Annotated in this window: 32 protein-coding genes, 1 pseudogene and 1 riboswitch; of the genes and pseudogenes, 1 reads left to right on the top strand and 32 read right to left on the bottom strand. The window is 37.5% G+C overall.

From position 1 onward, the window contains the following. Positions 1-819: 819 nt before the first annotated feature. The 9 genes from LT143_RS12985 to LT143_RS12945 form a co-directional block, all read right to left on the bottom strand. Complete coding sequence (locus LT143_RS12985; protein ID WP_246943603.1) at positions 820-1,017, bottom strand: DUF4083 family protein; 198 nt, start codon at positions 1,015-1,017, stop codon at positions 820-822. A gap of 28 nt (positions 1,018-1,045) precedes the next feature. After that, a complete protein-coding gene (locus LT143_RS12980; protein WP_246943602.1) occupies positions 1,046-1,591 on the bottom strand; it encodes a GNAT family N-acetyltransferase in 546 nt (181 codons plus the stop codon). Positions 1,592-1,638: 47 nt separating this feature from the next. Beyond that, positions 1,639-2,364, bottom strand: a complete 726-nt coding sequence (locus LT143_RS12975) for an MOSC domain-containing protein (protein ID WP_246943600.1) — start codon at positions 2,362-2,364, stop codon at positions 1,639-1,641. A 94-nt stretch (positions 2,365-2,458) separates the two neighbouring features. Beyond that, positions 2,459-2,797, bottom strand: a complete 339-nt coding sequence (locus LT143_RS12970; RefSeq protein WP_246943598.1) for an ASCH domain-containing protein — start codon at positions 2,795-2,797, stop codon at positions 2,459-2,461. A gap of 23 nt (positions 2,798-2,820) precedes the next feature. Then, the gene (locus LT143_RS12965) at positions 2,821-3,027 is read right to left on the bottom strand and encodes a DUF5316 family protein (protein ID WP_272495797.1); all 207 of its coding nucleotides are present in this window, start codon (positions 3,025-3,027) and stop codon (positions 2,821-2,823) included. 100 nt (positions 3,028-3,127) lie between these two features. Continuing rightward, positions 3,128-3,592 carry a DUF4825 domain-containing protein gene (locus LT143_RS12960; protein ID WP_246943596.1) on the bottom strand — a complete coding sequence of 155 codons (465 nt, stop codon included), beginning with the start codon at positions 3,590-3,592 and terminating at the stop codon, positions 3,128-3,130. A gap of 23 nt (positions 3,593-3,615) precedes the next feature. Continuing rightward, a complete protein-coding gene (locus LT143_RS12955) occupies positions 3,616-3,957 on the bottom strand; it encodes an ATPase (protein ID WP_246943595.1) in 342 nt (113 codons plus the stop codon). A 61-nt stretch (positions 3,958-4,018) separates the two neighbouring features. Beyond that, the gene (locus LT143_RS12950) at positions 4,019-4,276 is read right to left on the bottom strand and encodes a hypothetical protein (protein WP_246943594.1); all 258 of its coding nucleotides are present in this window, start codon (positions 4,274-4,276) and stop codon (positions 4,019-4,021) included. Positions 4,277-4,803: 527 nt separating this feature from the next. Continuing rightward, positions 4,804-5,529 (bottom strand): CPBP family intramembrane glutamic endopeptidase, encoded by a 726-nt coding sequence (locus tag LT143_RS12945; protein WP_246943593.1) that lies wholly within the window; start codon positions 5,527-5,529, stop codon positions 4,804-4,806. A 132-nt stretch (positions 5,530-5,661) separates the two neighbouring features. After that, a riboswitch (purine riboswitch) is annotated at positions 5,662-5,761 on the top strand. A gap of 70 nt (positions 5,762-5,831) precedes the next feature. Between LT143_RS12945 and LT143_RS12940 the strand changes: the two genes are divergently transcribed. Next, positions 5,832-7,016, top strand: coding sequence for an MFS transporter (locus LT143_RS12940; RefSeq protein ID WP_246943592.1), 1,185 nt, complete (start codon positions 5,832-5,834; stop codon positions 7,014-7,016). A gap of 56 nt (positions 7,017-7,072) precedes the next feature. On the opposite strand, the gene LT143_RS12935 is transcribed toward LT143_RS12940, so the two are convergent. The 23 genes and pseudogenes from LT143_RS12935 to LT143_RS12825 form a co-directional block, all read right to left on the bottom strand. Further along, entirely contained in the window at positions 7,073-7,342 is a 270-nt protein-coding gene (locus LT143_RS12935; protein ID WP_246943590.1) for a hypothetical protein, read from the bottom strand. 43 nt (positions 7,343-7,385) lie between these two features. Then, positions 7,386-7,763 carry an IolE/MocC family protein gene (locus LT143_RS12930; protein WP_246943588.1) on the bottom strand — a complete coding sequence of 126 codons (378 nt, stop codon included), beginning with the start codon at positions 7,761-7,763 and terminating at the stop codon, positions 7,386-7,388. A gap of 16 nt (positions 7,764-7,779) precedes the next feature. Then, entirely contained in the window at positions 7,780-8,238 is a 459-nt protein-coding gene (locus tag LT143_RS12925; RefSeq protein ID WP_246943585.1) for a hypothetical protein, read from the bottom strand. Next, positions 8,235-8,641 (bottom strand): annotated as a pseudogene (locus LT143_RS12920) (DUF2306 domain-containing protein). The gene LT143_RS12925 and the pseudogene LT143_RS12920 overlap by 4 nt, the downstream one beginning before the upstream one ends. Positions 8,642-8,809: 168 nt before the next feature. Further along, entirely contained in the window at positions 8,810-9,076 is a 267-nt protein-coding gene (locus LT143_RS12915; protein ID WP_246943583.1) for a DUF7010 family protein, read from the bottom strand. A gap of 205 nt (positions 9,077-9,281) precedes the next feature. Further along, on the bottom strand, positions 9,282-9,848 hold the full coding sequence (locus tag LT143_RS12910; protein WP_246943582.1) for a hypothetical protein: 567 nt from the start codon (positions 9,846-9,848) through the stop codon (positions 9,282-9,284). 111 nt (positions 9,849-9,959) lie between these two features. Beyond that, entirely contained in the window at positions 9,960-10,775 is an 816-nt protein-coding gene (locus LT143_RS12905; protein ID WP_246943580.1) for a hypothetical protein, read from the bottom strand. A gap of 234 nt (positions 10,776-11,009) precedes the next feature. Beyond that, positions 11,010-11,732, bottom strand: coding sequence for an amino acid ABC transporter ATP-binding protein (locus tag LT143_RS12900; RefSeq protein ID WP_246943578.1), 723 nt, complete (start codon positions 11,730-11,732; stop codon positions 11,010-11,012). Next, a complete protein-coding gene (locus LT143_RS12895; protein WP_246943576.1) occupies positions 11,725-12,384 on the bottom strand; it encodes an amino acid ABC transporter permease in 660 nt (219 codons plus the stop codon). The genes LT143_RS12900 and LT143_RS12895 overlap by 8 nt, the downstream gene beginning before the upstream one ends. A 28-nt stretch (positions 12,385-12,412) precedes the next feature. Then, positions 12,413-13,228 carry a basic amino acid ABC transporter substrate-binding protein gene (locus LT143_RS12890; RefSeq protein ID WP_246943575.1) on the bottom strand — a complete coding sequence of 272 codons (816 nt, stop codon included), beginning with the start codon at positions 13,226-13,228 and terminating at the stop codon, positions 12,413-12,415. Positions 13,229-13,749: 521 nt separating this feature from the next. Further along, the gene (locus tag LT143_RS12885; RefSeq protein ID WP_246943574.1) at positions 13,750-14,952 is read right to left on the bottom strand and encodes an SEC-C metal-binding domain-containing protein; all 1,203 of its coding nucleotides are present in this window, start codon (positions 14,950-14,952) and stop codon (positions 13,750-13,752) included. A 536-nt stretch (positions 14,953-15,488) separates the two neighbouring features. Beyond that, positions 15,489-15,722 (bottom strand): hypothetical protein, encoded by a 234-nt coding sequence (locus tag LT143_RS12880; RefSeq protein WP_246943573.1) that lies wholly within the window; start codon positions 15,720-15,722, stop codon positions 15,489-15,491. A gap of 112 nt (positions 15,723-15,834) precedes the next feature. Beyond that, positions 15,835-16,758, bottom strand: a complete 924-nt coding sequence (locus LT143_RS12875) for a type II secretion system F family protein (RefSeq protein ID WP_246943572.1) — start codon at positions 16,756-16,758, stop codon at positions 15,835-15,837. 2 nt (positions 16,759-16,760) lie between these two features. Further along, positions 16,761-17,723 carry a type II secretion system F family protein gene (locus LT143_RS12870; protein WP_246943571.1) on the bottom strand — a complete coding sequence of 321 codons (963 nt, stop codon included), beginning with the start codon at positions 17,721-17,723 and terminating at the stop codon, positions 16,761-16,763. Next, positions 17,723-19,156 (bottom strand): TadA family conjugal transfer-associated ATPase, encoded by a 1,434-nt coding sequence (locus LT143_RS12865; RefSeq protein WP_246943569.1) that lies wholly within the window; start codon positions 19,154-19,156, stop codon positions 17,723-17,725. Before LT143_RS12865 ends, LT143_RS12870 begins: the two co-directional genes overlap by 1 nt. Then, entirely contained in the window at positions 19,153-19,983 is an 831-nt protein-coding gene (locus LT143_RS12860) for a CpaE/TadZ family protein (RefSeq protein WP_246943567.1), read from the bottom strand. Before LT143_RS12860 ends, LT143_RS12865 begins: the two co-directional genes overlap by 4 nt. A gap of 42 nt (positions 19,984-20,025) precedes the next feature. Beyond that, the gene (gene cpaB, locus LT143_RS12855; protein WP_246943564.1) at positions 20,026-20,694 is read right to left on the bottom strand and encodes a Flp pilus assembly protein CpaB; all 669 of its coding nucleotides are present in this window, start codon (positions 20,692-20,694) and stop codon (positions 20,026-20,028) included. 8 nt (positions 20,695-20,702) lie between these two features. Continuing rightward, positions 20,703-21,620 (bottom strand): Tad domain-containing protein, encoded by a 918-nt coding sequence (locus LT143_RS12850; protein ID WP_246943562.1) that lies wholly within the window; start codon positions 21,618-21,620, stop codon positions 20,703-20,705. A 9-nt stretch (positions 21,621-21,629) separates the two neighbouring features. Next, positions 21,630-22,016 (bottom strand): TadE/TadG family type IV pilus assembly protein, encoded by a 387-nt coding sequence (locus LT143_RS12845; protein ID WP_246943560.1) that lies wholly within the window; start codon positions 22,014-22,016, stop codon positions 21,630-21,632. Continuing rightward, positions 22,013-22,528 carry an A24 family peptidase gene (locus LT143_RS12840; protein WP_246943558.1) on the bottom strand — a complete coding sequence of 172 codons (516 nt, stop codon included), beginning with the start codon at positions 22,526-22,528 and terminating at the stop codon, positions 22,013-22,015. The genes LT143_RS12845 and LT143_RS12840 overlap by 4 nt, the downstream gene beginning before the upstream one ends. Before the next feature lie 195 nt (positions 22,529-22,723). Further along, on the bottom strand, positions 22,724-22,918 hold the full coding sequence (locus tag LT143_RS12835) for a Flp family type IVb pilin (RefSeq protein ID WP_246943556.1): 195 nt from the start codon (positions 22,916-22,918) through the stop codon (positions 22,724-22,726). Between the two features lie 42 nt (positions 22,919-22,960). Beyond that, positions 22,961-23,155, bottom strand: a complete 195-nt coding sequence (locus tag LT143_RS12830) for a Flp family type IVb pilin (protein ID WP_246943554.1) — start codon at positions 23,153-23,155, stop codon at positions 22,961-22,963. A 37-nt stretch (positions 23,156-23,192) separates the two neighbouring features. Beyond that, positions 23,193-23,384 (bottom strand): Flp family type IVb pilin, encoded by a 192-nt coding sequence (locus tag LT143_RS12825; RefSeq protein ID WP_246943552.1) that lies wholly within the window; start codon positions 23,382-23,384, stop codon positions 23,193-23,195. Positions 23,385-23,389: the final 5 nt, after the last annotated feature.

The raw sequence follows: 23,389 nt of genomic DNA, 5'->3' as shown, positions 1-23,389 counted from the left end.
CATGCTGGGACTTCATATAAATCAACTTAATCTTGATAAAAGGAGTGCAAACAATGAAGTAACGTTAGGCGAGATGTATCACACTGCGATACACGGGAATCCACTTCTACTACTTTAAGAAAAGGTGATTCCAATGGAAAACAGAAAGGCGAAGGCATAGCGAAGTATGCTGGGACTTCAGAAAACCTACTTTATGAAAAGGAGTGCAGCCAATGAAGTAACGTTAGGCGAGATGTATCACACTGCGATACACGGGAATCCACTTCTACTACTTTAAGAAAAGGTGATTCCAATGGAAAACAGAAAGGCGAAAGCATAGCTACTCATGCTGGGACTTCATATAAATCAACTTAATCTTGATAAAAGGAGTGCAAACAATGAAGTAATGTTAGGCGAGATGTATCACACTGCGATACACGGGAATCCACTGCTACAACTTTAAGAAAAGGTGATTCCGATGGGAAACGGAAAGGCGAAGGCATAGCGAAGTATGCTGGGACTTCATATAGATCAACTTAATCTTGATAAAAGGAGTGCAAACAATGAAGTAACGTTAGGCGAGATGTATCACACTGCGATACACGGGAATCCACTTCTACTACTTTAAGAAAAGGTGATTCCAATGGAAAACAGAAAGGCGAAGGCATAGCGAAGTATGCTGGGAATTAAAAAAGAAGGAAGAAACATTGAAGCATTCGCTTCCTAGAAAGGATTATAACGTGGATATTATTGAAATAGTATAGCGATCTTGAAGTTCCAATACATCGGAATGACAAGATCGCTATTTCATGTTTTAGCATGCCCGCTCACACTAACCTATTATCTCCCCTTCTCCTCAAGCAACTCTATTATTCTATCTAGTTTTTGTTCAATATCTTCCATCCGTTTAGCATCATGACGAGCTTCTCTTTGTGGCTTTGAAAAAAAAGAACCAACACTATAAAAAATAAAGGCTATCCCCATAATGATGACAATATAATGTAATATCATCCACCCCATGTTACCTAATGCTTCCATTTCTGTTCCTCCTCAAAGAGTTAAGCTATTAAACTACCTCAATATTTAAAAATTCCTTTTTTAAAATACTCATCCTCAATCGGTCCACAAACTCTCCTTCTCTCCATCGGTCTTGCCTTAAGATGCCTTCCTCCACATAACCCATTCTTTTATAGGATGAAATGGCTCTCGTATTATCAACTTCCACTCGTAGCCAAATCTTGTTTAGCTGCAAGTCAGTAAACCCATAAGTAAGCATTTCTTTCATCGCTGCTATACCATATCCTTTTCCCCAATACTCCTTATGACCAATGGCTATGCCCAGTTCAGCATGTTTATTCAAATGATCGATATTTTTTAGGTCGATCCATCCAATATGGACTCCGTCTATTGTTTGAATAGCCTTTTGATGATAACCATTTGTTCTATTTATACACATTTCAATCCATGTTTTGGTTTCTTCACGACTGAAGGGTGGATACTTTTCTGGCATATTTAAATGTTTCGTTACTTCTTTGTCTAAGCACCACTGGTAACGATCTTCCACATCATGAAGAGTTAATTCTCTTAATATAACGATTGGTTCTACATACATTAAAAATCACACCTTTATTAGTTTCTTCAAAAGCAAGTAAGTCCACCTTATAAAAGATGGACTTCGTCACCGACATGGATTTCACCCGTTTTGATGACCGAGGCATACACTCCAAAACAGTTTTCTCGTTCTTTGGCCACTGTTCTAAGTAATGTCATATCCGTTTTTGCATTCTCGGGACTAACCGTAATAATCATACATCGTTCACAATGTCTAATTAGCTCTATCTCTACTTCGTTTCCTATCTTCATTCGTCTACCTAGCCACTCTTCTTCTATAAACGGTACTTTTTCATTTAGTGAGAGGAGAAGATTAGGGCGGAAACGTCGATAGTCAAGGTCAGTAGTTCCCCACATTTCTTCTAACTTTTGTACAGATGCATCCGTCACAATTTGAATATGCTCTTCTTCAATCGCTCCTAAAGGCACATTTGAAGGGGGAAAAATAATTTGTGAAAGCTTTCGTTCCGATTTGGTCTCAATTTCTTTCACTAAATCTATACTTCCCCAATCAAGAGTCTTGCCTTCCGGTGTTACAATTTCGACCTTAGGATATGCTTCCAATGATTCTTCTCCTACAAATCTAGCTTGGTAACGAACCATCTCCGGAAACTGGGTGATCGTTAGAAATTTGCCTGGTCTTGTTTCATCTGAAAAGGCATGGCTGCGGTCTCCATATAGACCATAATCCAATACTCTTGTTTTCTCCACACTCTCCCCAGAAAAAGATTTTACGGGATGGCGAACCATTTCTTTAATATGTCCGATAACCATTACAATTGCCTTCTTTCATTAGTTTACGTACTTTTTCACAACCACTATATTATTCACATATACATGCTTTTTCATAATAGGAATTGGGTTGACTTCAGTACTTTATGGTAATGGCAACCGTTCCCCATTTCTGCTCTTGTTCTGGCGTATATATGGAATACGTTCCCTCTATCATTTCTTCCATCGTCCATCCTTCACAATCGAAATCTTCAAACGGTATGTCCTCATACATCGCCTGAAATGTAGCGTAAATAGTAAGGTCAGTTACTTGAACCTTCAGCGCTTCATCCTGTTCAGGAACCTTTATAAATTCAATGGTATCTCCGACTTTTATCTTTCTACGCTTCTCATCATATAAACGGACTTCTACCTTTTTTCTCCCTTCTTTTATGGATTGAAAATACTCACCATATAACCCCATTTGGTGTATCAATTTTTTACCTCTTCTATTCTTCTTTAGTTCAAATAAATATATAAAATAATAGCAATAATAAAATTAGGTAAGCCAATGATGGCAGTACGGAACATTATTTTCTTTCTACTTTCCCGGTCTTCTACTGATTCCGTAGCAAAGTTTGCCCTCATTTGATTACCACTTACCAATGAACCCGAATAAATCATGGATATCCCTAAAAAGATAACCCCTATAGCCCCTGTAATCAAGTAGGCCTTATGAGACCCCAAAATTAATAAAGACCCAATAATTCATAAAATAGAAAGACAGATTCCTAGATAGAAGGATTTCATGTGTACACCTCCTCTTTCATTCAATATTTTCAGTCTCTATTAACTCGTCTATCTTCCTACTATCTTTTGAGAATCTATTAATCATCTCTACTAAATCTTCTGTACTTTCTTTACTATTCAAATTCGTTCCATACCAGTCATGCAGCTCACTTCTCGTAATAGTAGTTCTTTGCATCCCGTTAGTAAAAGTAATCCAATCAGCATTATGTATAAGAGCAAAGATAAATGTAGCATTATAAAGTATATCTTCTTTAATAGATAGATCGTCATAATGAAGGATGATGCCATAAGGTTCTTCCTTGGTCTGCAGTTCAAACCCATTAAGATTATCCTTGTTTTGTAGTGAATTTAGTATACCGGCAACTGAGCTGTTATCCCCAACATAAGTACCTTTCCATTTAAAAATATCGTCTCTCTCATCTGTTGAAGTGCATCCGATTGAGATGAATAAAATGATGAATATAGATAGAAGCTTTTTCATTTGTCACCTCTACAATTAAAAATCTAAAAGTCTATTTCGTTACGTTCTTCTTTATTCTTCCACTTTCTATAATTGTACAATAATTGCATGCACATAACGATTAAGGTCAATGCAAGGAAAGTGACATACACTAATAAATTCCACCCTGAATATAAATAGATAATAACTAGTGCAATGATTGAAACTGGTGAAATGGTTAGCGTTCGTAAAAACTTCCTTCTGTAAGAGAGTCTGTGGTAATTAAATACAAATCCTTTATCCACTTTATCTACATCTTTATACCTTTTTGACAAGAACAAATGAAGGATTACGCAGACTAGAATTGGAATGCCAATCGGAAGAATCAAACTCTCTACTATTGTCAATTTAAACCCCCTCCTTCAGAATTGTTCTATAACTATTCTATTTAAAAGCATCAGAAACTACTTACATCGAAGCCAGAGTAACCAAATACATAAAGAACAATAAGCAGACACTAGTAATAAACGTCAACGTTGATAACATAAACATCTTAATCTCTTCCTTGTATTTAATAACTCCTCTGAACCCAAAGTAAAATCCTAGAGCAACTAATAACCCCCAAATTAACATGACCGTTTGGAAGGAGAACAATGTGAAGAAATCTATAAAGAATAGTGGATAAGTAAACAACTGTAGGAAGATAATTGCGAATAGTATTTTCATTTGTAACCTCTTCTTTCATTTAGGGGAGAATGCTTTTTTGCTATAATACTAACAATGGAGTTTTAAATGGAGAATTACGTGTTTGAACAAATGGCCAGTAGGTATCACGAAAGTTAGATTTGGTAGGTTATTAAGTTGAAATCCGTTAGTTTAACTCATCTTTGGACCATTTAACTCTACTTTCTCCTGAACATTATTGATAAATCTATCAACAAGGTATATTTGCGTTCGACTTTTTCTGTCGGACGCTATCATTCCACGAAAATAAAGAGTATTTCAGCTTTTTTGCTTATATTTCAACAGAAAAATAGATTATTCCACGATATTTCACATGATTTCACTAATTCTAGTCTGAATTCCACGAAAACTATTTTCCACTTTATCATATCAATGATTGTTCCTCTAAAAATCAACTCATCGTTACATACAAACGGGCACTAATCCCCGTAGATCAATGCCCAATTTTGTATAACTTGATTAATCGTGGTAATAAACTATACGATCAGCAACACAAAAGGTTTCCAAACCTATTCCTCCTCATCTCCCAACTTCCCCACATAATCAATTAAGAAATGCAAAAATATCACAGGAAGAAGAGAATCGAACGAAATGTATAGTAGGGCAAAGAACAAACCAACGATTCCAGTTCTGACCACGTTGGAAAATCCTTGATACGTATGGGCAAGCCCGAATAATAATGATGATACGACTAGTACAACCCACACCGATAAAGATGGAAACAATTCCATCAAGGCAAAAATGAGAAATCCACGATAGATGATTTCTTCTGTGATACCCGCGGTCCATGAAACATAGGTCCATACTTTTTTATCTGCAGTCGAAACAGGCAAAATATCAATAAACTGGACTTTATCTAATTGCGTCTGCTTGGCCGTCTTCAATTGATTCTTTATCTTTACACTTACTTTTGATGCGATTATGTAATACAGAAGGGCAAGTATATAAAGAACTCCAAACCCGATGATGATATAGGTCAGCCATGGTCCTAACGTCTCTGTATTCAACTGAACCCAGTTTAGCCCTATATCCTCAAATGTTAAGGTGCCGAATAGTACCAAACTTAGAATTAAAATAGTCGGTGCCCATAGTCCAATCATCACTTTTTTATAGTAGCGAACCCTTTCATCAGGGTTTTGACGGACCCTTACTTTAAACTTTTGATAATCAACATACCCGTAGATAGGTTCATAGGTTAAAAGAAAGGCAATAAAGAGCCAATACCAGATTTCCAAATAGGTTCCCCCTAGGTTCATGTTTCTGTTGCTTACCTTAACGATAAGTCTCGTGCCAAAAATTGTCAATATAAACCAAGCATTCAGAATTAAACTAACTCTTGATTAATAAGATGATATCTAGTAAACTCTTGAAAGTAACTTCATACGACCTGTATAACCTCTAGAATATGGCTAGAGGGTCTCTACCAGGAACCATAAAATCCTGATTACAGAAAAATGAACTCGATTCGTTTTCTGTAATCAGGATTTTTGTTATTTTTCTGAAACTTTTCCTAGTAAGAAAGGATGTTTAATAAAAGATGAATCTTAAAGTATTTATACTCGCCTTATCAACGGTTGCCGTTGGATTGGTCGAATTAATAGTGGGGGGCATACTTCCTACAATTGCAAACGACTTAAATATCTCTCTAAGTAGTGCGGGACAACTCATTTCTGTGTTTGCAATCGTGTATGCTGTTGCCGGGCCTGTTCTCCTTGTCATGACCAGCAAAATAGAGCGTAAGAAAGTATATCTGATTTCCTTGTTTGTTTTCTTTATTGGGAACATCATGACATATTTCAGCTTCAGCTATGCATTTATGATGTTCGCTAGGATTTTAACTGCGATGAGTACAGCACTGATTGTGGTTCTGTCCTTAACAATCGCTGCTAAAATTGTGGCTCCAGCCCACCGAGCCAAAGCATTGGGACTTATCTATATGGGCATAAGCTCTTCCCTCGTATTGGGGGTGCCTCTGGGCATTCTAATTTCTGATACTTTCGGGTGGCGTTTCATATTTCTCGGAATAGCCGTGCTTGCGATCGGGTCATTTATTCTGATATCCATTTTCTTGGAGAAAGTACCAGGGGAACAGTCAATTCCTCTTTCACAACAATTAAAAGCAGTGGGTAGTGCGAAACTTGGGAGTGCCCATCTAGCCACCATGTTCATGCTAGCAGGTCACTATACGCTATATGCCTATTTCACCCCGTTCCTAGAAATGGAGCTTCAAATGAGTTCCAACTGGATTAGCTTGTGTTATCTATTATTTGGAATTGCTGCAGTAGGTGGTGGGGCATTCGGAGGCGTTCTTTCGGATTCAATCGGAGCACATAAAAGTATCATCGTCGTGATCAGTGCATTTGCCATTGTCCTGTTCTTCTTACCATTCTCGACGTTTTCATTAATCTTATTTATACCCATGATGATGTTGTGGGCAGCATTAAGTTGGAGTTTAGCACCTCCTCAACAAAGCTACTTGATTCAAACGGATCCTGCCACATCTGATATCCAGCAAAGCTTTAATAATTCAGCCTTACAAGTTGGGATTGCCCTTGGATCAGCCTTTGGTGGTATCGTGATTAGTCATTCCGTTACGGTTACTCATACAGCCTGGTTTGGTGGCGGTATTGTCATCATTTCCTTACTGTGTGCCGTCTTTTCCTTAACGAGAGGAAGTATTGTGAGGGAAAATAAGATCGCTATAACTTCTGTTCAAAAATAAAGCAAGTTGGGAGGAAGCCTCTTGTAGAAGAGGTTTCCTATTCCTATAATTAAAATCTAACAGATCTCACTTACAACCATTTCTACTTCCCCTTTTTGATTTACGATATCTGTCCCTCTTTCACAGTTCTCAACATTCTTCCATACTACGCGGTAGCCATCAGATTCAGCTTTAATAGATACTATTTCAACTGTACCAATTGACTTTGAATGATGCTCTAATACTAGTTGTTTTGCTTCTTCTTCGGAAAGCTCTGGACTATGGTTATTACAGCTTATTAAAAGTATTGAAAAGAAGAAGACTATAGTGATATTCATTTTCTTCATAAGAACTCTCCTTAAAATTTAAATGTATTTCTTCATTCCATGTTTACTTTGACATTACTTTTATTTTTTCTGTTTTCATTTTTGTCGCTTCATAGATTACACCTTCATCGTAATTCTTTATGTCAAAATAACCATTATAATAGCTCCAAAAGTTTTCATGATTGGAGAATTCTTTTAAACTATCAAGTATTTTGTTAAACAAAACAATCGCTTCTTCTTCACTAGGAGTTCCTTCAACCATGATTCTAAACTTTATATCTTCTTTACCATTAAATGCAGATGCTGTTGTTTCGATATCCTCGAATTTATTTAACTTTTCCTCGGATTGATTCAGAATCTCACTTATATCAAACTGTGGTTTTGGATTGCATCCAGCCATTAAAATCAATATCACTGAACAAATTAAAATGAATGGTTTCATTACTTCCCCCTAACGATTAATACTTCACAAAAGTAGTAATACCAAATTCAGTCACATAATTACGATGACTCAGTTCTTCTACCCATTTTTTAGGATTCAGTTGATAGGTACCATAGGTGTCTTTATAAGTATAGCTCCCTGTGTTTACTTCAATTGGGGAAGGGGCTTCTTCCATTCTTCTTCTGTATTCATGAAAATGATTTTGGCTTGGTACATAGTATATTTCAACTACATCCCCGACCTCCATATACTTTTCAAGGTATAAGAGAAATAGTTTATTGCCTACACCATGTGCTTCATAGATATAAGGCATTGAAAATAACCCGTTCACTTCTTTTTTCCAATAGTCATTCTCTTCAACACTAAAATAGATTGCATCCTCTTCTCGTTCAAATATAGTACGATTATTGTATTCTTCTATCTCATCTGGTATAACAAATTTTTTAGATGAAGCTAAAAATGTAATCTGTGTCATGTTATTGAAATGTCCTTCCTTTTTCTCGGCTTATAACGATACCCTACTTTTATAATAAGAGGTGTGCCAATAATGGTCGGCAAAAACCAGAAAATGAGTACAGGCATCTCGTTGATGATTGGTATATTCGGGCTGTTCACCACAATCGTCGCCGTCACAATCCCGATATAGGATCCAAGCATTCCACCAATATGATCAGCGAGCCAGTTTCTCCTTTTCCTTTTCCCCGCTACATACCCAAACAGGCAGAGTGCATACGAGATAATGGCGATATAGAAAAGGTAGGCACTCTCTTCCCAGTGAAGGATGGACATAATGACTGCTGATAAAAACACCAATACATATGCCCAATGATAGATTTCACCTGAAAGGCTATGCTTTCCTTTTCTTTTCTAAACGACATGGCAAAGATTCCGCTTATACTACATAAGTAAGCAAAATGGCAATCGGCACAAGCGTATATGTCTGATTGACAAACCAGCCACCTACTATAAAGGACGATAAACAAGTTGCTAAAGTTACAAATAAATAAGCTTTGAATTCTGTATATCCACATATAAGGCAGAAAATGTTACCCTCCAAGGAGTCCAATCGTATATGGTAGATATTCAGGTATATGTTGAAACACAATAATAAAGACGGGGATAATAAAAGCCTGTGGAGCTGCCACAATTCCACCTAAATTAGCTAGTGAATTTTTAGACGACAAAATATTATCACCCAGTAGTTTACTTAGTAATATTCCCAATGGAAAAATGGCCCCTAAACCAAAAATCCAAATCAAATACACCACTTCCATTGGTAAAGCAAAAGGTAAAAAGGTGAATACAAAAAACACAATAGCCCCAGCTAACAGAATGGGGTAGCCTTTTTTTCTTCAGCTATAATCTCAGAATGTAAGATTTCTAGAGTTTTGGACATGAGTATCCCTCAATCTAATTAATTCCAATATTATGAACAGTATACTAGTATGTACCACTTATTTTAAAGAATTATAACACCGTTACAAAAAAAGAAACCACCTTTTAAAAAAAGATGATTTTTTAAATGATTAAATTGTCATGCATCTTTCTTAAGAGTTCTTTTAACTCTAGTAAAAACAAGCTGATGTCTGAATCAGCATAATTTTTTTGTATATGTTCTGGATAAACTAATAGATTGTATAAAGTTAGGTTGGATTGATCACTATGCGCTATTTGTACACCTAAATTTGTAAAATCAGATATTGTAGTTTTTGATATGTCATTGCCTTCTTGAGATAGGTAGCTATAGAGGGAAGAGATTAAGCGATCCAACGTATTATTCACTTCTTGTATAGTAGTAATCATCTCAGGAGATAACTTTTGGTTAAGTTGTTCATATGCAATGACCTCCACATCTGCATATAGGTCGTTATGCTTATTCCGCATTGTGTATCCTTGAACAAAAGGGAGGAGTTGATCTGATGGAACGAATTGTAACTCTTGAAGGAAGACAGCATGACTATCAATTGCCTCAAAGTAATGGTATTGGATATTTTGTTTAGTAGCTTGATATTTAGAGTCATCGTATTGACAGCCTGACATCATTAGAACTGAGAGTGCAAGAAGAATGAAGAATGATTTTCTCATAATGTTTATCTCCTATCTCTTATCATAAAATAAAGTAATAATAAGTGAGACACCTATTATTACTCTATTGATACTATTGTACTAGTGATCTAATATACTTTGAAGTAATTATTAATAAGTGGTATCTCCAATATAAGCTCCTGGAGAGTAGAAGGGACCTTGACCTACTGTCTGTGTTTCCCACGTTACATTGAACCCACCGCCTCCATCTTTTACTGAAACAGAACCACCTATACCCGTAACATTCTTACTGGTATAAGAATGATTATATTGCAATTGAATGCGAGCATTAGGATCCCTTGTGGTTTTACCTAAATGTACAGAGATGGTCCCATTTTTAACTTCCTTATCGTCAATCCAAAAAGCTACACCTTTTGAGTTCAAGGTTGTGGCTAGTTGTACACCTCCACTAGTAGTTCCACTAGTTGTCCATAGAGCTGTCCTTGTTCCCGAATAATTATAACCTCTTAATGTTAAATTAGTCCCCGGTGAAAGTGTCATTAAAGAAGTATCACTTGGAAAAACACCAACCATATCGTATGGTGTGCTAGAACTCATACTAGACCAGGTCCAACCACCAGTATAGTTATATTTTTGAGAGTCATTATCATAAAGAATCGCGTCATTCCACTTCAAATTACCAACGCTTACAGAATTAGTACCATAATCGCCTTTGTCAGGTTCTTGCTGCATAGTATCAGTTTGAATAATGTTCTCATCGTAAGAGATAATACTAATTTCAGGATATTTATTAGTTAGCTTTTTTAATGCTTTCTCAAAATCTTGTGATAATCCATACTCGTGATGGAAGACCTCTAGTTTATCATCAAATGACAATTCCTTTTTTGCTTCAATGGTAAACGGATTAAAAACCAAAGTTGATAGGATAATAGAAGCTACAGACAATTTTAGTAGTTTAGTTATCATTGTACCCTCCCGTATTATAATAGGTGGCTAGCCAATTACATATTACCATTATTTTGAAGATGCTTGTATTGGGAAAATAGACGATAAAAAATAGGTTTAATAACTACTATTTCTATAGTATTTTCCCAACCCCTTCTTGTCACCGGTCGCACTTCGACCGGTGACAGGCACCACCCGAATTTTGTCGAATCACACAAAAAAAGCCCGGAGACTTATATCTCCGGACTTCAACTATTATAATATTTTCTCTAAGAACTCCTTAGCACGCTGGGTTTTAGGTGCAGAGAAGAATGTTGCTGGATCTGCTTCTTCTAGAAGTCTTCCTTCATCTAAGAACATGACTCTGTCCGCTACTTCGCGAGCAAATCCCATCTCATGTGTAACGATGGCCATGGTCATCCCTGTTCCTGCCAATGACTTCATAACGCTCAACACCTCTTTGACCATTTCTGGGTCTAGTGCCGAGGTTGGTTCATCAAAGAGCATCGCTTCCGGCTCCATTGCCAATGCGCGAGCGATGGCGACACGCTGCTTTTGTCCACCAGATAGACGGTTTGGATAGTCATTTGCTTTTTCTTTTAAACCGACTTTTTCTAGTAACTGTATCGCTTTTGCCTCTGCTTCACTCTTTGAGATTTCTTTAATCTTCATTGGAGCATAAGTTAGATTTTCAAGTACCGTCATGTGTGGAAATAAATAAAAATGTTGAAAGACCATTCCTATTTTTTGACGGATTTTCATGATATTCGTTTTTGGATTGGTAATCTCATCTTCTCCAATCCAGATCTGTCCTGCGCTTGGTTCTTCTAATAAGTTTAAACAACGGAGAAACGTTGATTTCCCTGAACCAGAAGGACCTATGATCGTAACAACCTCACCTTTTTCTATGGTTGTCGAAATCCCCTTTAGGACCTCAAGTTTTCCGTATGACTTTGATAAGTTTTCTACCTTAATCACTGCGCTTCAATCTCCTTTCTACTACTTTTCCAAGGAGTGTTAAGCCAACTACCATTAGATAATAAATAAGACCCGCCACTAAAAACGGTTCAAAATATAGATACGTATCAGCACCTACAATTTGAGCTCTTCTCATAATATCAAGAGTTCCAATTGTAGAGATTAGTGCAGATTCTTTTGTTAAGGTAATAAATTCATTCATAAGTGCAGGTAAAATATTCTTCATTGCCTGTGGCATGATGATATCAATCATCATCGCACGATAAGGAACACCTAATGCCTTTGCCGCTTCAACTTGTCCTTTATCTACCGCTTGAATTCCCGCCCGAATAATTTCAGAAATATAAGCACCGGAATTTAATCCAAACGCTAGAATCCCTGCAAGGAAAGCTGAGATATTATATCCCGTTAACTGTGGTACAGCAAAGTAAATAATCATTAATTGCAAAATAAGTGGCGTACCTCTAAATACAGATGTATAAGCATCTGCGATCCATCTAAGCACCTTAAATTTACCAATTTTAAATAGTGCTAAAATTGTTCCTAAGAAGAAACCAAGTATTGCCGAAACAATAACAAATTTGATCGTTACCCATATTCCATATAATATAAACGGAATAGAAGGCACGATTTGGGGAAAGTCCAAATTCATGCCCACACCTCATTTCTATATACTCTTATTATTGCCCTTCTCCAGCTAGCCATTTTTGAACAAGCTTATCGAGTTCTCCATTCTCTTTCATTTTTTCAATGACTCCATTGAACTCCTCCACTAATTCACTACCCTTAGGGAAAGCAATAGCTGTACCTGCTGCGTCTACCGCTAGTTGAATACCTGTTAGATCATCAAACTGGTTTACATAACCTTCTGCAACCGTTTGGTCTAAAATGACTCCATCGATACGGTTCGACTTTAATTCTTGAATAAGCTCAGGAACCTTGTTCAATTTTACAACCTCTAGATCTCCTAATTCTTCTTTTAAGCTTTCTGCCGTTCCTTCTTGGATAGATCCTAATTGAACAGCTACCTTTTTGCCTACTAAATCTTCAACCTTCTCAAGACCGTCACCTTTTCTAACAATGATCATTTCCCCAGAAGTATAATACGTTACTGAAAAATCAACATTCTTAGCACGTTCTTCAGTTGCTGACATACTAGATGCAACAAAATCAACACGGTCCGCTTGTAAAGCACCAATTAAGCCGTCAAAAGCAATATCCTTAATTTCAATCTCATAGCCTAATTCTTTCGCAATATAATTAACTAAGTCGATATCAAATCCGATAATGTCTCCACCTTGCTTTGTATCAATATATTCAAATGGTGGATAATCAGCAGATGTACCCATGACAAGCTTCTTACCTGACTCTGCTTGTTCACCGTTACCGTTAGTTGTACCCTGCTCTGCCCCTTCATTAGCTCCTGTACCACAAGCTGCCAATAAAGCAACTAATAGACCTACCATAAAAGTTATACTTAAAAACTTCTTTTTCATTATACCCATACCTCCGATTCAATTACTTTATCACTAATAATTTCCCCGATTTCCGGTAAAAATATTAGTACATTTTCATACGACTAGATGTATATTAACACAACTATAATTACTTTTCAAAGTTATTTTTTATGAAGTTTAGTAGTTTTATAGTAGTTTATAATATTACGATAATTTATATTTACTTAAGTATCCTGTCACCGGCTCGGTGACAGGCACCACCCGAATTTTGTCGAATACCTTACACCTAATTCGTAACATCTAGAGATGTATATTCATCAGTGTAGTGACTAATTCCACTTCGACAAGGGATAACATTAAAAACAGGAATCTCGTTTGCTAGTTACACCAATACCCTTTTTTCCATTAACTACCCACGTTTTAAAATGATCTCACAAGGTTTTATGGTTGGACAGGCACCAAAGACTTGGTGCCTGTCACCGCCCGAATTTTGTCGAATACAAATAAGGCTCATCTACGCAAGTAGATGAGCCTTATAAAATCCATAGAGTTCCCATGAATCAGCCGCAGCATTTTTTGTACTTCTTGCCACTTCCACATGGGCACGGATCGTTCCTACCAATCTTCTCTTCTGTTGTACTAGAAGGATTACTTAATTGGTTGGTTTGTTGATTTGATGGTTTCTGCTCCTTTAACTCCATGGAGGTATGACCTTTAAGATACCATTGTTTCGTGTTATTCATTAAGTAGATAATGTGATTGGTTAAGGCTTGGAAAGTGTCCTCACTGTCAATCTTTATTAGATTGGCTAAATACTGAATGACACTATTGAGGCTGGCACCACTCCTTGCCGCAAACACACACTCACTTACATATAGAACTGCATCCTCCTTACTGATTTCAAATTGCTTGGTAAGGAAGCTAACAACTTGCTGAAAGCTTTTAGTGATCTCAATATATCCAGGTTCTCCAGCTGTGAGAAGTTGTTCCTTTGAAAACGGATAAAACGGAACTCCTTTTCTCATTTCATGTTCTTTAATTACTTGTTTTGGGTCAAATACTCTTCTATTGGAGAAGCCAGTCTCATCAATTTTAATTTCTTTACTGTAGGCTTTCGCATCATGAATTACATTTAAATACTCTCTTAGATCAAGTTTTTCATTCATGTACTTTTCCAACATATCAAACATCTGATCTGCACGTAAGGTTCCATAATAATGTAATAACCCGTATGTTAATCTAACCCATTCCGTATTACGCTTTATTTTTGCTCTGACTTCTATATTATTTCTCAATGATAGGATAGGTTTAATTAGTTCTTCAGGAACAGCAAGGATTCGCTCTCCATGTAAAGATCCTGTCACGACGAGTCCGCTATCACGAAGATAACTTATTTGAAAACTATCTAAATACGGAGCCTTCACATAGCCTCCACTACTAGCAACACTAGCCACTAAATCAAATCTTTCACTATCCCATGTGAGACAAACACTCTCCAGATGCTGAGGAATGCTCTCTTGTAGTACTGTAATGAGCTGATCCTTTTTCAAGCTACTAGCACCTTTAATTTCTAGTTTCTTTCTAATAGAATCCAATTCGATCTTCGTATAAGTACTTAGAGCCTCCTGCAAACCAACCGGAACATCAATAGGTCCCCAGTTCCTCTTATCTACTTTCTCTTCCTGTTGCCTACTAAAATCTTTCACCCTTTGTAAGGCTTGCATCATTTGTTTTTCTAGTTGTCTATTAATTTTGTTACTCATATGACCACCTTGTATGTTATAAAAATTAATTAATTCCGTTAGTAGGAAATGAGCCTACCAAACCTATACTATAACATATAAAAAGCTAATGCATAAATCTTCTAATAGTATTAGCTTTTTATTAATTTTTACCAATTACGAATTAAGACACCACTTTATTCCCCACACATCGGATTCAGCTAAAGACTTACTCAAATAATAATTTACCAAAATGATCGCTAAATTCCCTATCTCTTCTAAAACCTACCCGCTCTATCAACTAATGGATCTTTCATTACCTGGCTCTACCATAAAACTTGTAATCTCTTCTTCTAAAAAGTGATGAAACACTTCATTAATATAGTTTAAAGTTAGTACATTAAGACATAACGATTCGTTTCTATTCTATGGTAGTCTACCATTCCAAATCCTTGCAAAAAAACTTCTCCTTACAGGTCCCTGAAAACTGGTTTCAATTTATTCCCTGTATATACAGAAAGGCCTGGCACTTGGCGACAGAGTCGACAAGTGCCAGGCACCACCCGAATTTTGTCGAATCACTCACTAAAAAACCCTAAAGCATACTTAATGCCTTCTTCTACTTCACTCGTTTCGTACCCTTCTAAGTCTTCCTTAGATAGTTCAAGTTTCGTTCTAGATAATGAGTACCCACTGTCTAAGTTCACATCAAGCGTGACCTCGTACCCGGTTTCAGTCGCTGTAATGTCAATAATATCGTAATCACGGATAGCTGTACCTGTTTCGTATTCAACTGGTTCTAATTCAGACATTCTTTAAACCTCCTTGTTTTATCAATGATTGTATTTTATCCAAACAATCACCGTGAATACCTTCTAGATAAAAAAATCATACTAACACAAAAAAACCAGTAATCCCTAAAGATCACTGGCTAAACGTTTCGATAAATTGTAAAATAGCTGGCCCCAACAAGACGATAAAGATACTAGGAAATATGAATAACACAAGTGGGAAGAGCATCTTAATAGGTGCTTTCATGGCCTCTTCTTCTGCGCGTTGTTTTCGTTGGTCTCGTACCTCGGAAGATTGAATTCGTAGTACTTGAACCATTCCGATTCCGAGTTTTTCAGCTTGAATGATACTACTGATTAAAATTTTAATTTCGTCTACGTCCAAGCGGTCTCTCACACCAGAGAGTGCTTCTCTTCTTGTTTTTCCTAAACGAATTTCCTCAAGACAGCGGTGAAATTCATCCGCGAGTACGCCTTCTTTTTTAGACACAAGCTTACTTAAGGCAGAGTCAAATCCAAGTCCCGCTTCTAGACTAACTGTTAGCAAATCTAGTACATCTGGTAGCTCACGAATAGCCATATGATAACGTTGTTTCATTTTTTGCTTCAAATAAAAATGAGGAAGGAACATTGCTGAAACAATCGATAGCAAAAATAGAAGAATAATGGCACCCGTATGAAAATTCAGCAATCCCCCGTACCCAATAAATAAAATTGGAAACAAAATAAACAGGGAGATTTGTAATAACCGGAACTCAACTGGTGTCATGCCAAATGGGTTTCCTGCTTGTAGCAACTTGATTTCGATCTTAGCTTCCTTCTCACCTGGTAGCTTCTGTTTAAAGCTCCGTTTAAACTCTTTCCACAGATACTGAAGCCCTCGCTTTACAAGTCCTTCCCGTTTTTCAGATTCCTCTTGTTCCTCCACCCCTTGTAAATCCGTTCGATCTGAAAAAAGCGCTAATCTCCTTTTCACCACATCTCTGCGTTCTTTTTGGAAGATAAAAATAAAATATATAAAGAAAGTAATCGTTAAGAAAAAGGTGAAATATAACATGGTTACACCTCAATTGACGTTAATTTTCGTATAAATACAAATCCAATTAAACTAGAGATCGCACCTACCGTTAGCATAATGATACCAATCACATTCGTAAAAAGCGTACCAATATAAGTAGGTTCAATTAAATAAAGCACACATCCTAAAATGATAGGTAATAGACCAATGACAATGCCAGACAGCCTTCCTTGAGCGGTTAACGTGACGATTTGTCGCTGAATCTTTGTACGGTCTCTAATCGTCTCCACAATTTTGTCTAAAACGGTTGCTAGATTTCCTCCAACTTGTCGTTGAATCAAAATAGCTTGAATCATTAAGTCTAAGTCTTCAGAAGGCATCCGATCCTTTAAACCGTGCATAGCATCTTCAATACTGCTTCCATACTGCATTTCACGTAGTACCGTTTCCATCTCTTCTTTAATCGGATTATTCGCTTCTTCTACCACCGTTTTTAAGGCTTGTGGAAAACTAAAACCGGCCCGTAGAGATCCTACGATGGTGGTAATCATATCAGGCAAGCTATCATTAAAGGCACGTAACCTTTCTTTTTGCTTTTTCCCTAAAAACCATTTTGGTAAAAGAAACCCTGTCACGGCACCTAGGACGGCAAACACGATATGACCAAAAATGAGAAAGGCAACTCCTGCAAAAAATGCAGTTAAAATCCATTGAAAGAGGACATATTCTTCCGGCTTCAAAGGCAAGCCTGCTCGGCTAATCATGACTTCTAATCGATTGTTCTTGTCCTTTGTGAGGACTTGCGTTCGGATCTTTTGCTTTGTTACCTGCATTTGAACCATTAAATTAAATTTATTTCGATCGAGACCCTTCTTTTCCTGAACGGATAAGTAGTGTTTCATTCGTTTTTCTAATCTACTATTTGATAAAAAGATGAACTGGAGAATGGCGGTAAAAAATAAAAAGGAAGAAAACAAAATTAGAGCGAGAAGAAACCATTTCATTAACTCCACTCCTCATCTTCAATAAATACACTTGCTGGAATATGAATGCCCGACGTTTCTAGTTGTTCATAAAACTTAGGTCGTACACCAGTTGGTATAAGCTTCCCAATAATTTTTCCATCGTGACCGACACCGTCTTGACGATATGAAAAAATGTCTTGAAGAACAATGACATCCCCTTCTAGTCCTTGAACTTCGGTGATATTTACAATCCTTCTCGTTCCATCTTTTAGACGAGATTGTTGGATGATGAGGTCCACCGCTCCTGCAATTTGTTCACGAATCGCTCGCACAGGTAAATCCACACCGGCAAGTAACACCATCGTTTCAAGTCTAGCAATCATATCCCTTGGACTGTTAGAGTGACCTGTAGCAAGTGAGCCATCATGTCCTGTATTCATCGCTTGAAGCATATCGAGTGCCTCTCCTCCACGAACCTCCCCAATGACGATGCGATCTGGACGCATACGCAAAGAATTTCGCACGAGGTCACGAATCTGAATAGCTCCTTTACCCTCAATGTTCGGCGGTCGTGATTCAAGCGAAATAACATGATCCTGACCAAGCTGTAATTCTGCCGCATCCTCAATCGTCACAATTCGCTGATCATGCGGGATAAAGTTTGAAAGTACATTCAGTGTCGTTGTTTTCCCAGAGCCAGTTCCACCACTAACAAAAATGTTTAAATTTGCTTTTACACACGCTTCAAGGAAAATGGCCATATCCCTTGTCACCGTACCAAAACGAATTAAATCTTCTATTGTGTAAGGGTCTTTAGCGAACTTACGAATGGTAATCGTTGGTCCATTCAAAGCAAGGGGTGGAATAATCGCATTTACACGAGATCCATCAGGTAATCTAGCATCTACCATGGGACTGCTCTCATCAATACGGCGACCAATCGGAGATACAATCTTTTCAATTACATTCATGACATGTTCATTGTCACGAAATTGGATGCCTGTTAACTCTAACTTCCCTTTTCGCTCGGCGTATACTTGGTTTGGACCATTTACCATTACCTCTGTTACCTCTTCATCCATTAATAATGGATTAATCGGTCCAAAACCTGTTAAATCATTGATGAGTTCTTCGACTACTTTCTTACGGTCAATTTTCCCTCGAAACGACTCATCTTCTTTCATTATCTCAATCGCCATTGCATCTAGCTTAGGAATGATTTCCTCTACATTGTCATCCTTCATCTCAGAAAGGATTTGTTTATGAAGAAGGCTTTTTAATTCTTGATGCTTATTAACAGGTTGTTGTTTCGGTTTTTGAGGAGTCGTCGTTTGAACCGTTTCTGTCCTTCTGGATTCACGCAGAGTAGATATAATATCCTTCTTAGGTTGTGAAACTTCCTCTACCACTTCCTCGCCGGAAGAGTCCATTGTATGTTTGTTTTTTTCTTCAAGCTTTTTTAATAGACTCATTCGGTTCCCTCCTTCACACGCTTTCGATTAAACATCTTTGTCAGAAAAGATGGTTCTTTCTTTTTAATCATCGTAATTTCACGGCGAGAAGAAATTTGTTCCGCCATTTTAAAAATCGATTTAGCTAGTTCTGTTTTTCCTTGATTAATCACAAACGGTATCCCGATATTCAAAGACTGAGATGATATTTGAAAATCATTAGGAATATAAATCGGATCTTCTTCACCAAGTATGTCCGGGACATCTGCGGCTTGAATGACACTCTCCATCGTCGCACGATTGACGACTAATCGAACTTTATCTCGTAACTCAAGCTTGTCCAATGTTTCTAACATGAGCTTCGTATTTTTTAACGTTGCCATTTCTAAATTGGTCACAAGTAGAATTTGATCAGCCTTTTCTAATAGAGAAAGGGATTTATCAGTTAAACCTACCCCAGTATCGGCAATGGTATATTCATTCTGAGTTAGCATGAGTGGGATAATCTTTTCTAACGCTTCCTCCGTCACTAAATCAGCATATTCTGGTTGTTCAGGAGCAGATAATACTTTTACCCCACTCTCATGATGGCTGAGATAACTCGCGAGTGTATATTCATCTAATCGATTCAATTCTTGAATGACATCTTTAATCGTAAACGTAGATTGCAAGTCCATCGCAAGACTGACATCCCCGAACTGAAAATCGCCATCTAGAACACTGATTCTTATATTCTTTTTACAAAGTGCAACAGCAAGGTTAACGGTCAATAACGTTCGACCAACCCCGCCCTTCGCACTACATATCGCTATAAATTCGCCACGCTTTTGTCCTTTTTCCTCACTCATCTGACTCACCCCCACTTTCTTTCTACACCATTCCTCAGGGTATTATTTTGTTGCCACTTTACTATTTAAGGTAAATTGAATGTTTCCTCGTTCTGATGCATTGATCACCGTCACCGCATCTTCCGGCTTCAGTTCTAACGTAACCGATGTATACTCCACATATTCTTCACTCTCATCGGTTTTTGGTACCATCTTTGTCCCTACTGCGAGTACACGGACTCGACTTAATATTTGTTCTGTCTGAATCGTTGTCGGGTTAGTACTCACTACTTCACTGAATACAACATCCACATAATCTTCAGGCTCAATGAGCGTAGAGACAGATTGGACGAAATCGACACCGATTGATACTGCTCTATGTCCTTCACTCACTTTTCGAGAAACGAACAGATTCTCTTCAATAGCTGATTGAACACGATGCTCTAAAATCGCTTCACCCGCTTCAATTGGGGACGTTACATATAATCCTTCAAGCTCTGACATTTCTTTAATCGCCTGAGGATGCACCCCTTTTTCCGGAACCGATCTCACTTCTAGTAAATTGGCATGTAACTTCGTGTTAGCCACAATTTTTTCTTTTGCGACCACAATATCAATCATGCTTTCACTAATGGCCATTTCGGTATCAAACTTCTTCATATAATTAAAAAATAAGAACGTTGTCATAATCCCCATGACGATGGCTAAAATTAGGATAAATTTTGATTTCATATATTCACCTACTCAGTTAGTCTTATGCTATATGCGCCTCTATTTACAGCACTTGGATCAATCGTCCCGGGTCCTGTTAGTTCAATAAACATGCCATGGACCGACGTATCTTTACTTGATGCCGGTTTCGTTAAGTAAAAGTAAGCAAATCCCCGAACCTTTACTTCTTTAATTTGGTTGGATTTTACGGATACTGGTTGATAAACCGGAATTAAAATAATTCTAGAACACTTTTTATCAATAGCCTCTTCTAATGGATAGGGACAATTGTCTATTCTAGCTTTAATGGCTGCCCTTGTTTTACCGGCCACATTACCCGTTTCAGTAGGAATAATATCACCTACTTGAATTTCCGCATCATACCCGTTCATAAAATTTTCATAATACGTATCAGCACCCGGTCCACCTAATGACAAGATTCCAAACCAGCCAGTATCACTGCCATTCGTATCGGTTTTTAGCTCATACTCTTTAAAAAATTCAAGCTGAAACCTCTCATCAATGCCAATCGGTACCGCTCCACTTGCCTTCCCCATTGTCCCAATTTCAGCAGCAGCAGTTGCATGGACAGGACTGGATTCCATTCCAAACAAGGTAGAAAAAGATAAGGGCATCTCTTTATTTAACTCCACTCTTACTAAACGATTTTCTTCGACGAAAATGTTTTGTAAGCTCTGTTCTTCGTTATGAAACTGTAAGACGTCATGGACGACATGCGTGACACTCTGTTCACCTTCTGCTAGCTTTTGAGCACCTGATAACACAGAGGCATTTGCTGTCTTTTGAAGATGGCTTTTCGTGACAAATAGTTTACCACCATCGATTACTAAGCCTGCCATGGTCATTAAAACAAGAAGGGCAATCGTCATTAGCACAATGGCATTACCATTCTCGTGATCTCGTAATTTCTTTATTTTTTCAATCATAGATTTACCTCATTCCACCCGAATCGTTGAATCTGCTTGTAGCTGGACTGGACTCGGAATGATTTTAGAAATAATAGGTGTTAGCAACTGCAACGGATAGTGTAAAGTAACCGATACATACTCACCTGAACTCCGGTTTTGCTCGTTCGGTGTAATCGTTACTTGTAAGGTAGAAGCGTCACCTATATGAAGATAATCTCTAGCAAATTGAGTAATTTCCTGATCCGACTTACCTAACCCTGCTAATCTAACCGTCTCTTGAGTAGCAAGATGAAGATGAGAATAGGAATATAGCACTCTTCCAACATCGATAATTCCCACTAAGATAAGTAGCAATACTGGTAGTAACAGTGCCATTTCTACCAAGGATTGTCCTTTTTGATCTTTCATCATCATAAAATCCAACCTTTATAAAAGAGACTGAGCAGCGCACCACCGGTAATGGCTACACCATACGGATAAGTCGCTTTCAACCCTTCTTTATCCAAAAATAAAGGTAACTTCACACCGGACCTGAAGCACGACATCGTATAGAAGATTGACTTAATTCTTTGAAAAGCACCTTTTCTAAAAAATAAGACAAAGAGCGCGATGACTCCTCCCAATAAAGCCATATAAACAGACGTGATCAACACAAACTGCATGCCCTTTATTGCACCAATAAGGGCTAATAGTTTTACATCTCCAGCCCCCATCCCACCTAAAAAGTAGGGAATGAGTAAAATGGAAAAACCGACAATAAACCCTAGTAAGGAGAATCCTAAACCGGACCATCCATCAAATATAAAATGAAGAATAAACGTTAATAAGAGCGACGGGAAAATAACGTTATTGTAGATTTTTCTATTTTTAAGATCCGTTATTAAACAAATAAGTAAAACGATGAGGAGGAGGATATTTAACACCACGAAGTATCCCACCTTTCTTGTAAGAAATAACTACTAGGTACTTACAAAAACAGCCCCACGTACTATTACGTATGGGGCTGTGTCAGAACATTCATTTTCATTGGACTCATAGAATAGTAGAGATAAGAGATCATGTAATAATAATTAAGTATAATAGCAATTTCCTCAAACCTACTAGTCGAGCCGATTTACCTTTTAGTTACCTGATCCGTCTCCAGTTTGACGACCTTGTACAGCTGTCACAGCATCTTGGAACATCGCTGTAATTTCACCACGTAATGTTACTAAGAATCCTACTACTGCTACCGCAATAATTCCTAATACTAGTCCGTATTCTGTCATCCCTTGACCTTGTTCTTCCGTTACTAAACCTTTTAATTTGTTCATCATGATCATTCGCTCCTTTATATTTTAGTTAAGATAAACTCTCTATTAGTTACCTGAACCGTCTCCTGTTTGGCGTCCTTGTACAGATGTAACAGCATCTTGGAACATCGCTGTAATTTCACCACGTAATGTTACTAAGAATCCTACTACCGCTACCGCAATAATCCCTAATACTAGTCCGTATTCTGTCATCCCTTGACCTTGTTCTTCTGTTACTAAACCTTTTAATTTGTTCATCATCTTCATCCATCTCCCTTTATTGTTTTTTTATAATTTATTAATTTCCTGAACCGTCTCCAGTTGCTCTTGTTTGTACTGTCGTTAAGGCATCTTGGAACATCGCTGTAATTTCTCCACGTAGTGTAACTAAGAATCCTACTACCGCTACCGCAATGATCCCTAATACTAAACCGTACTCTGTCATTCCCTGACCTTGTTCTTCTGTTAACAAACCTTTTACCTTGTTCATAGCTC

Source organism: Bacillus pinisoli (genome assembly GCF_023036475.1).
Classification (GTDB): Bacteria; Bacillota; Bacilli; order Bacillales; family SA4; genus Bacillus_BS; species Bacillus_BS pinisoli.
This window is presented reverse-complemented; position numbering and strand designations above follow the sequence as displayed.

What these genes read in the sequence shown, in the direction of transcription:
- LT143_RS12860 (WP_246943567.1), bottom strand. Translation starts at nt 19,983, where the DNA reads ATGAGTGAGGAAAAAGGACAAAAGCGTGGCGAATTTATAGCGATATGT.
- LT143_RS12960 (WP_246943596.1), bottom strand. Translation starts at nt 3,592, where the DNA reads ATGAAAAAGCTTCTATCTATATTCATCATTTTATTCATCTCAATCGGA.
- LT143_RS12885 (WP_246943574.1), bottom strand. Translation starts at nt 14,952, where the DNA reads ATGAGTAACAAAATTAATAGACAACTAGAAAAACAAATGATGCAAGCC.
- LT143_RS12940 (WP_246943592.1), top strand. Translation starts at nt 5,832, where the DNA reads ATGAATCTTAAAGTATTTATACTCGCCTTATCAACGGTTGCCGTTGGA.
- LT143_RS12825 (WP_246943552.1), bottom strand. Translation starts at nt 23,384, where the DNA reads ATGAACAAGGTAAAAGGTTTGTTAACAGAAGAACAAGGTCAGGGAATG.
- LT143_RS12890 (WP_246943575.1), bottom strand. Translation starts at nt 13,228, where the DNA reads ATGAAAAAGAAGTTTTTAAGTATAACTTTTATGGTAGGTCTATTAGTT.
- LT143_RS12925 (WP_246943585.1), bottom strand. Translation starts at nt 8,238, where the DNA reads ATGACACAGATTACATTTTTAGCTTCATCTAAAAAATTTGTTATACCA.
- LT143_RS12985 (WP_246943603.1), bottom strand. Translation starts at nt 1,017, where the DNA reads ATGGAAGCATTAGGTAACATGGGGTGGATGATATTACATTATATTGTC.
- LT143_RS12845 (WP_246943560.1), bottom strand. Translation starts at nt 22,016, where the DNA reads ATGATGATGAAAGATCAAAAAGGACAATCCTTGGTAGAAATGGCACTG.
- LT143_RS12835 (WP_246943556.1), bottom strand. Translation starts at nt 22,918, where the DNA reads ATGATGAACAAATTAAAAGGTTTAGTAACGGAAGAACAAGGTCAAGGG.
- LT143_RS12865 (WP_246943569.1), bottom strand. Translation starts at nt 19,156, where the DNA reads ATGAGTCTATTAAAAAAGCTTGAAGAAAAAAACAAACATACAATGGAC.
- LT143_RS12880 (WP_246943573.1), bottom strand. Translation starts at nt 15,722, where the DNA reads ATGTCTGAATTAGAACCAGTTGAATACGAAACAGGTACAGCTATCCGT.
- LT143_RS12905 (WP_246943580.1), bottom strand. Translation starts at nt 10,775, where the DNA reads ATGATAACTAAACTACTAAAATTGTCTGTAGCTTCTATTATCCTATCA.
- LT143_RS12870 (WP_246943571.1), bottom strand. Translation starts at nt 17,723, where the DNA reads ATGAAATGGTTTCTTCTCGCTCTAATTTTGTTTTCTTCCTTTTTATTT.
- LT143_RS12935 (WP_246943590.1), bottom strand. Translation starts at nt 7,342, where the DNA reads ATGAAGAAAATGAATATCACTATAGTCTTCTTCTTTTCAATACTTTTA.
- LT143_RS12830 (WP_246943554.1), bottom strand. Translation starts at nt 23,155, where the DNA reads ATGATGAACAAATTAAAAGGTTTAGTAACAGAAGAACAAGGTCAAGGG.
- cpaB (WP_246943564.1), bottom strand. Translation starts at nt 20,694, where the DNA reads ATGAAATCAAAATTTATCCTAATTTTAGCCATCGTCATGGGGATTATG.
- LT143_RS12980 (WP_246943602.1), bottom strand. Translation starts at nt 1,591, where the DNA reads ATGTATGTAGAACCAATCGTTATATTAAGAGAATTAACTCTTCATGAT.
- LT143_RS12875 (WP_246943572.1), bottom strand. Translation starts at nt 16,758, where the DNA reads ATGTTATATTTCACCTTTTTCTTAACGATTACTTTCTTTATATATTTT.
- LT143_RS12850 (WP_246943562.1), bottom strand. Translation starts at nt 21,620, where the DNA reads ATGATTGAAAAAATAAAGAAATTACGAGATCACGAGAATGGTAATGCC.
- LT143_RS12975 (WP_246943600.1), bottom strand. Translation starts at nt 2,364, where the DNA reads ATGGTTATCGGACATATTAAAGAAATGGTTCGCCATCCCGTAAAATCT.
- LT143_RS12910 (WP_246943582.1), bottom strand. Translation starts at nt 9,848, where the DNA reads ATGAGAAAATCATTCTTCATTCTTCTTGCACTCTCAGTTCTAATGATG.
- LT143_RS12950 (WP_246943594.1), bottom strand. Translation starts at nt 4,276, where the DNA reads ATGAAAATACTATTCGCAATTATCTTCCTACAGTTGTTTACTTATCCA.
- LT143_RS12930 (WP_246943588.1), bottom strand. Translation starts at nt 7,763, where the DNA reads ATGAAACCATTCATTTTAATTTGTTCAGTGATATTGATTTTAATGGCT.
- LT143_RS12895 (WP_246943576.1), bottom strand. Translation starts at nt 12,384, where the DNA reads ATGAATTTGGACTTTCCCCAAATCGTGCCTTCTATTCCGTTTATATTA.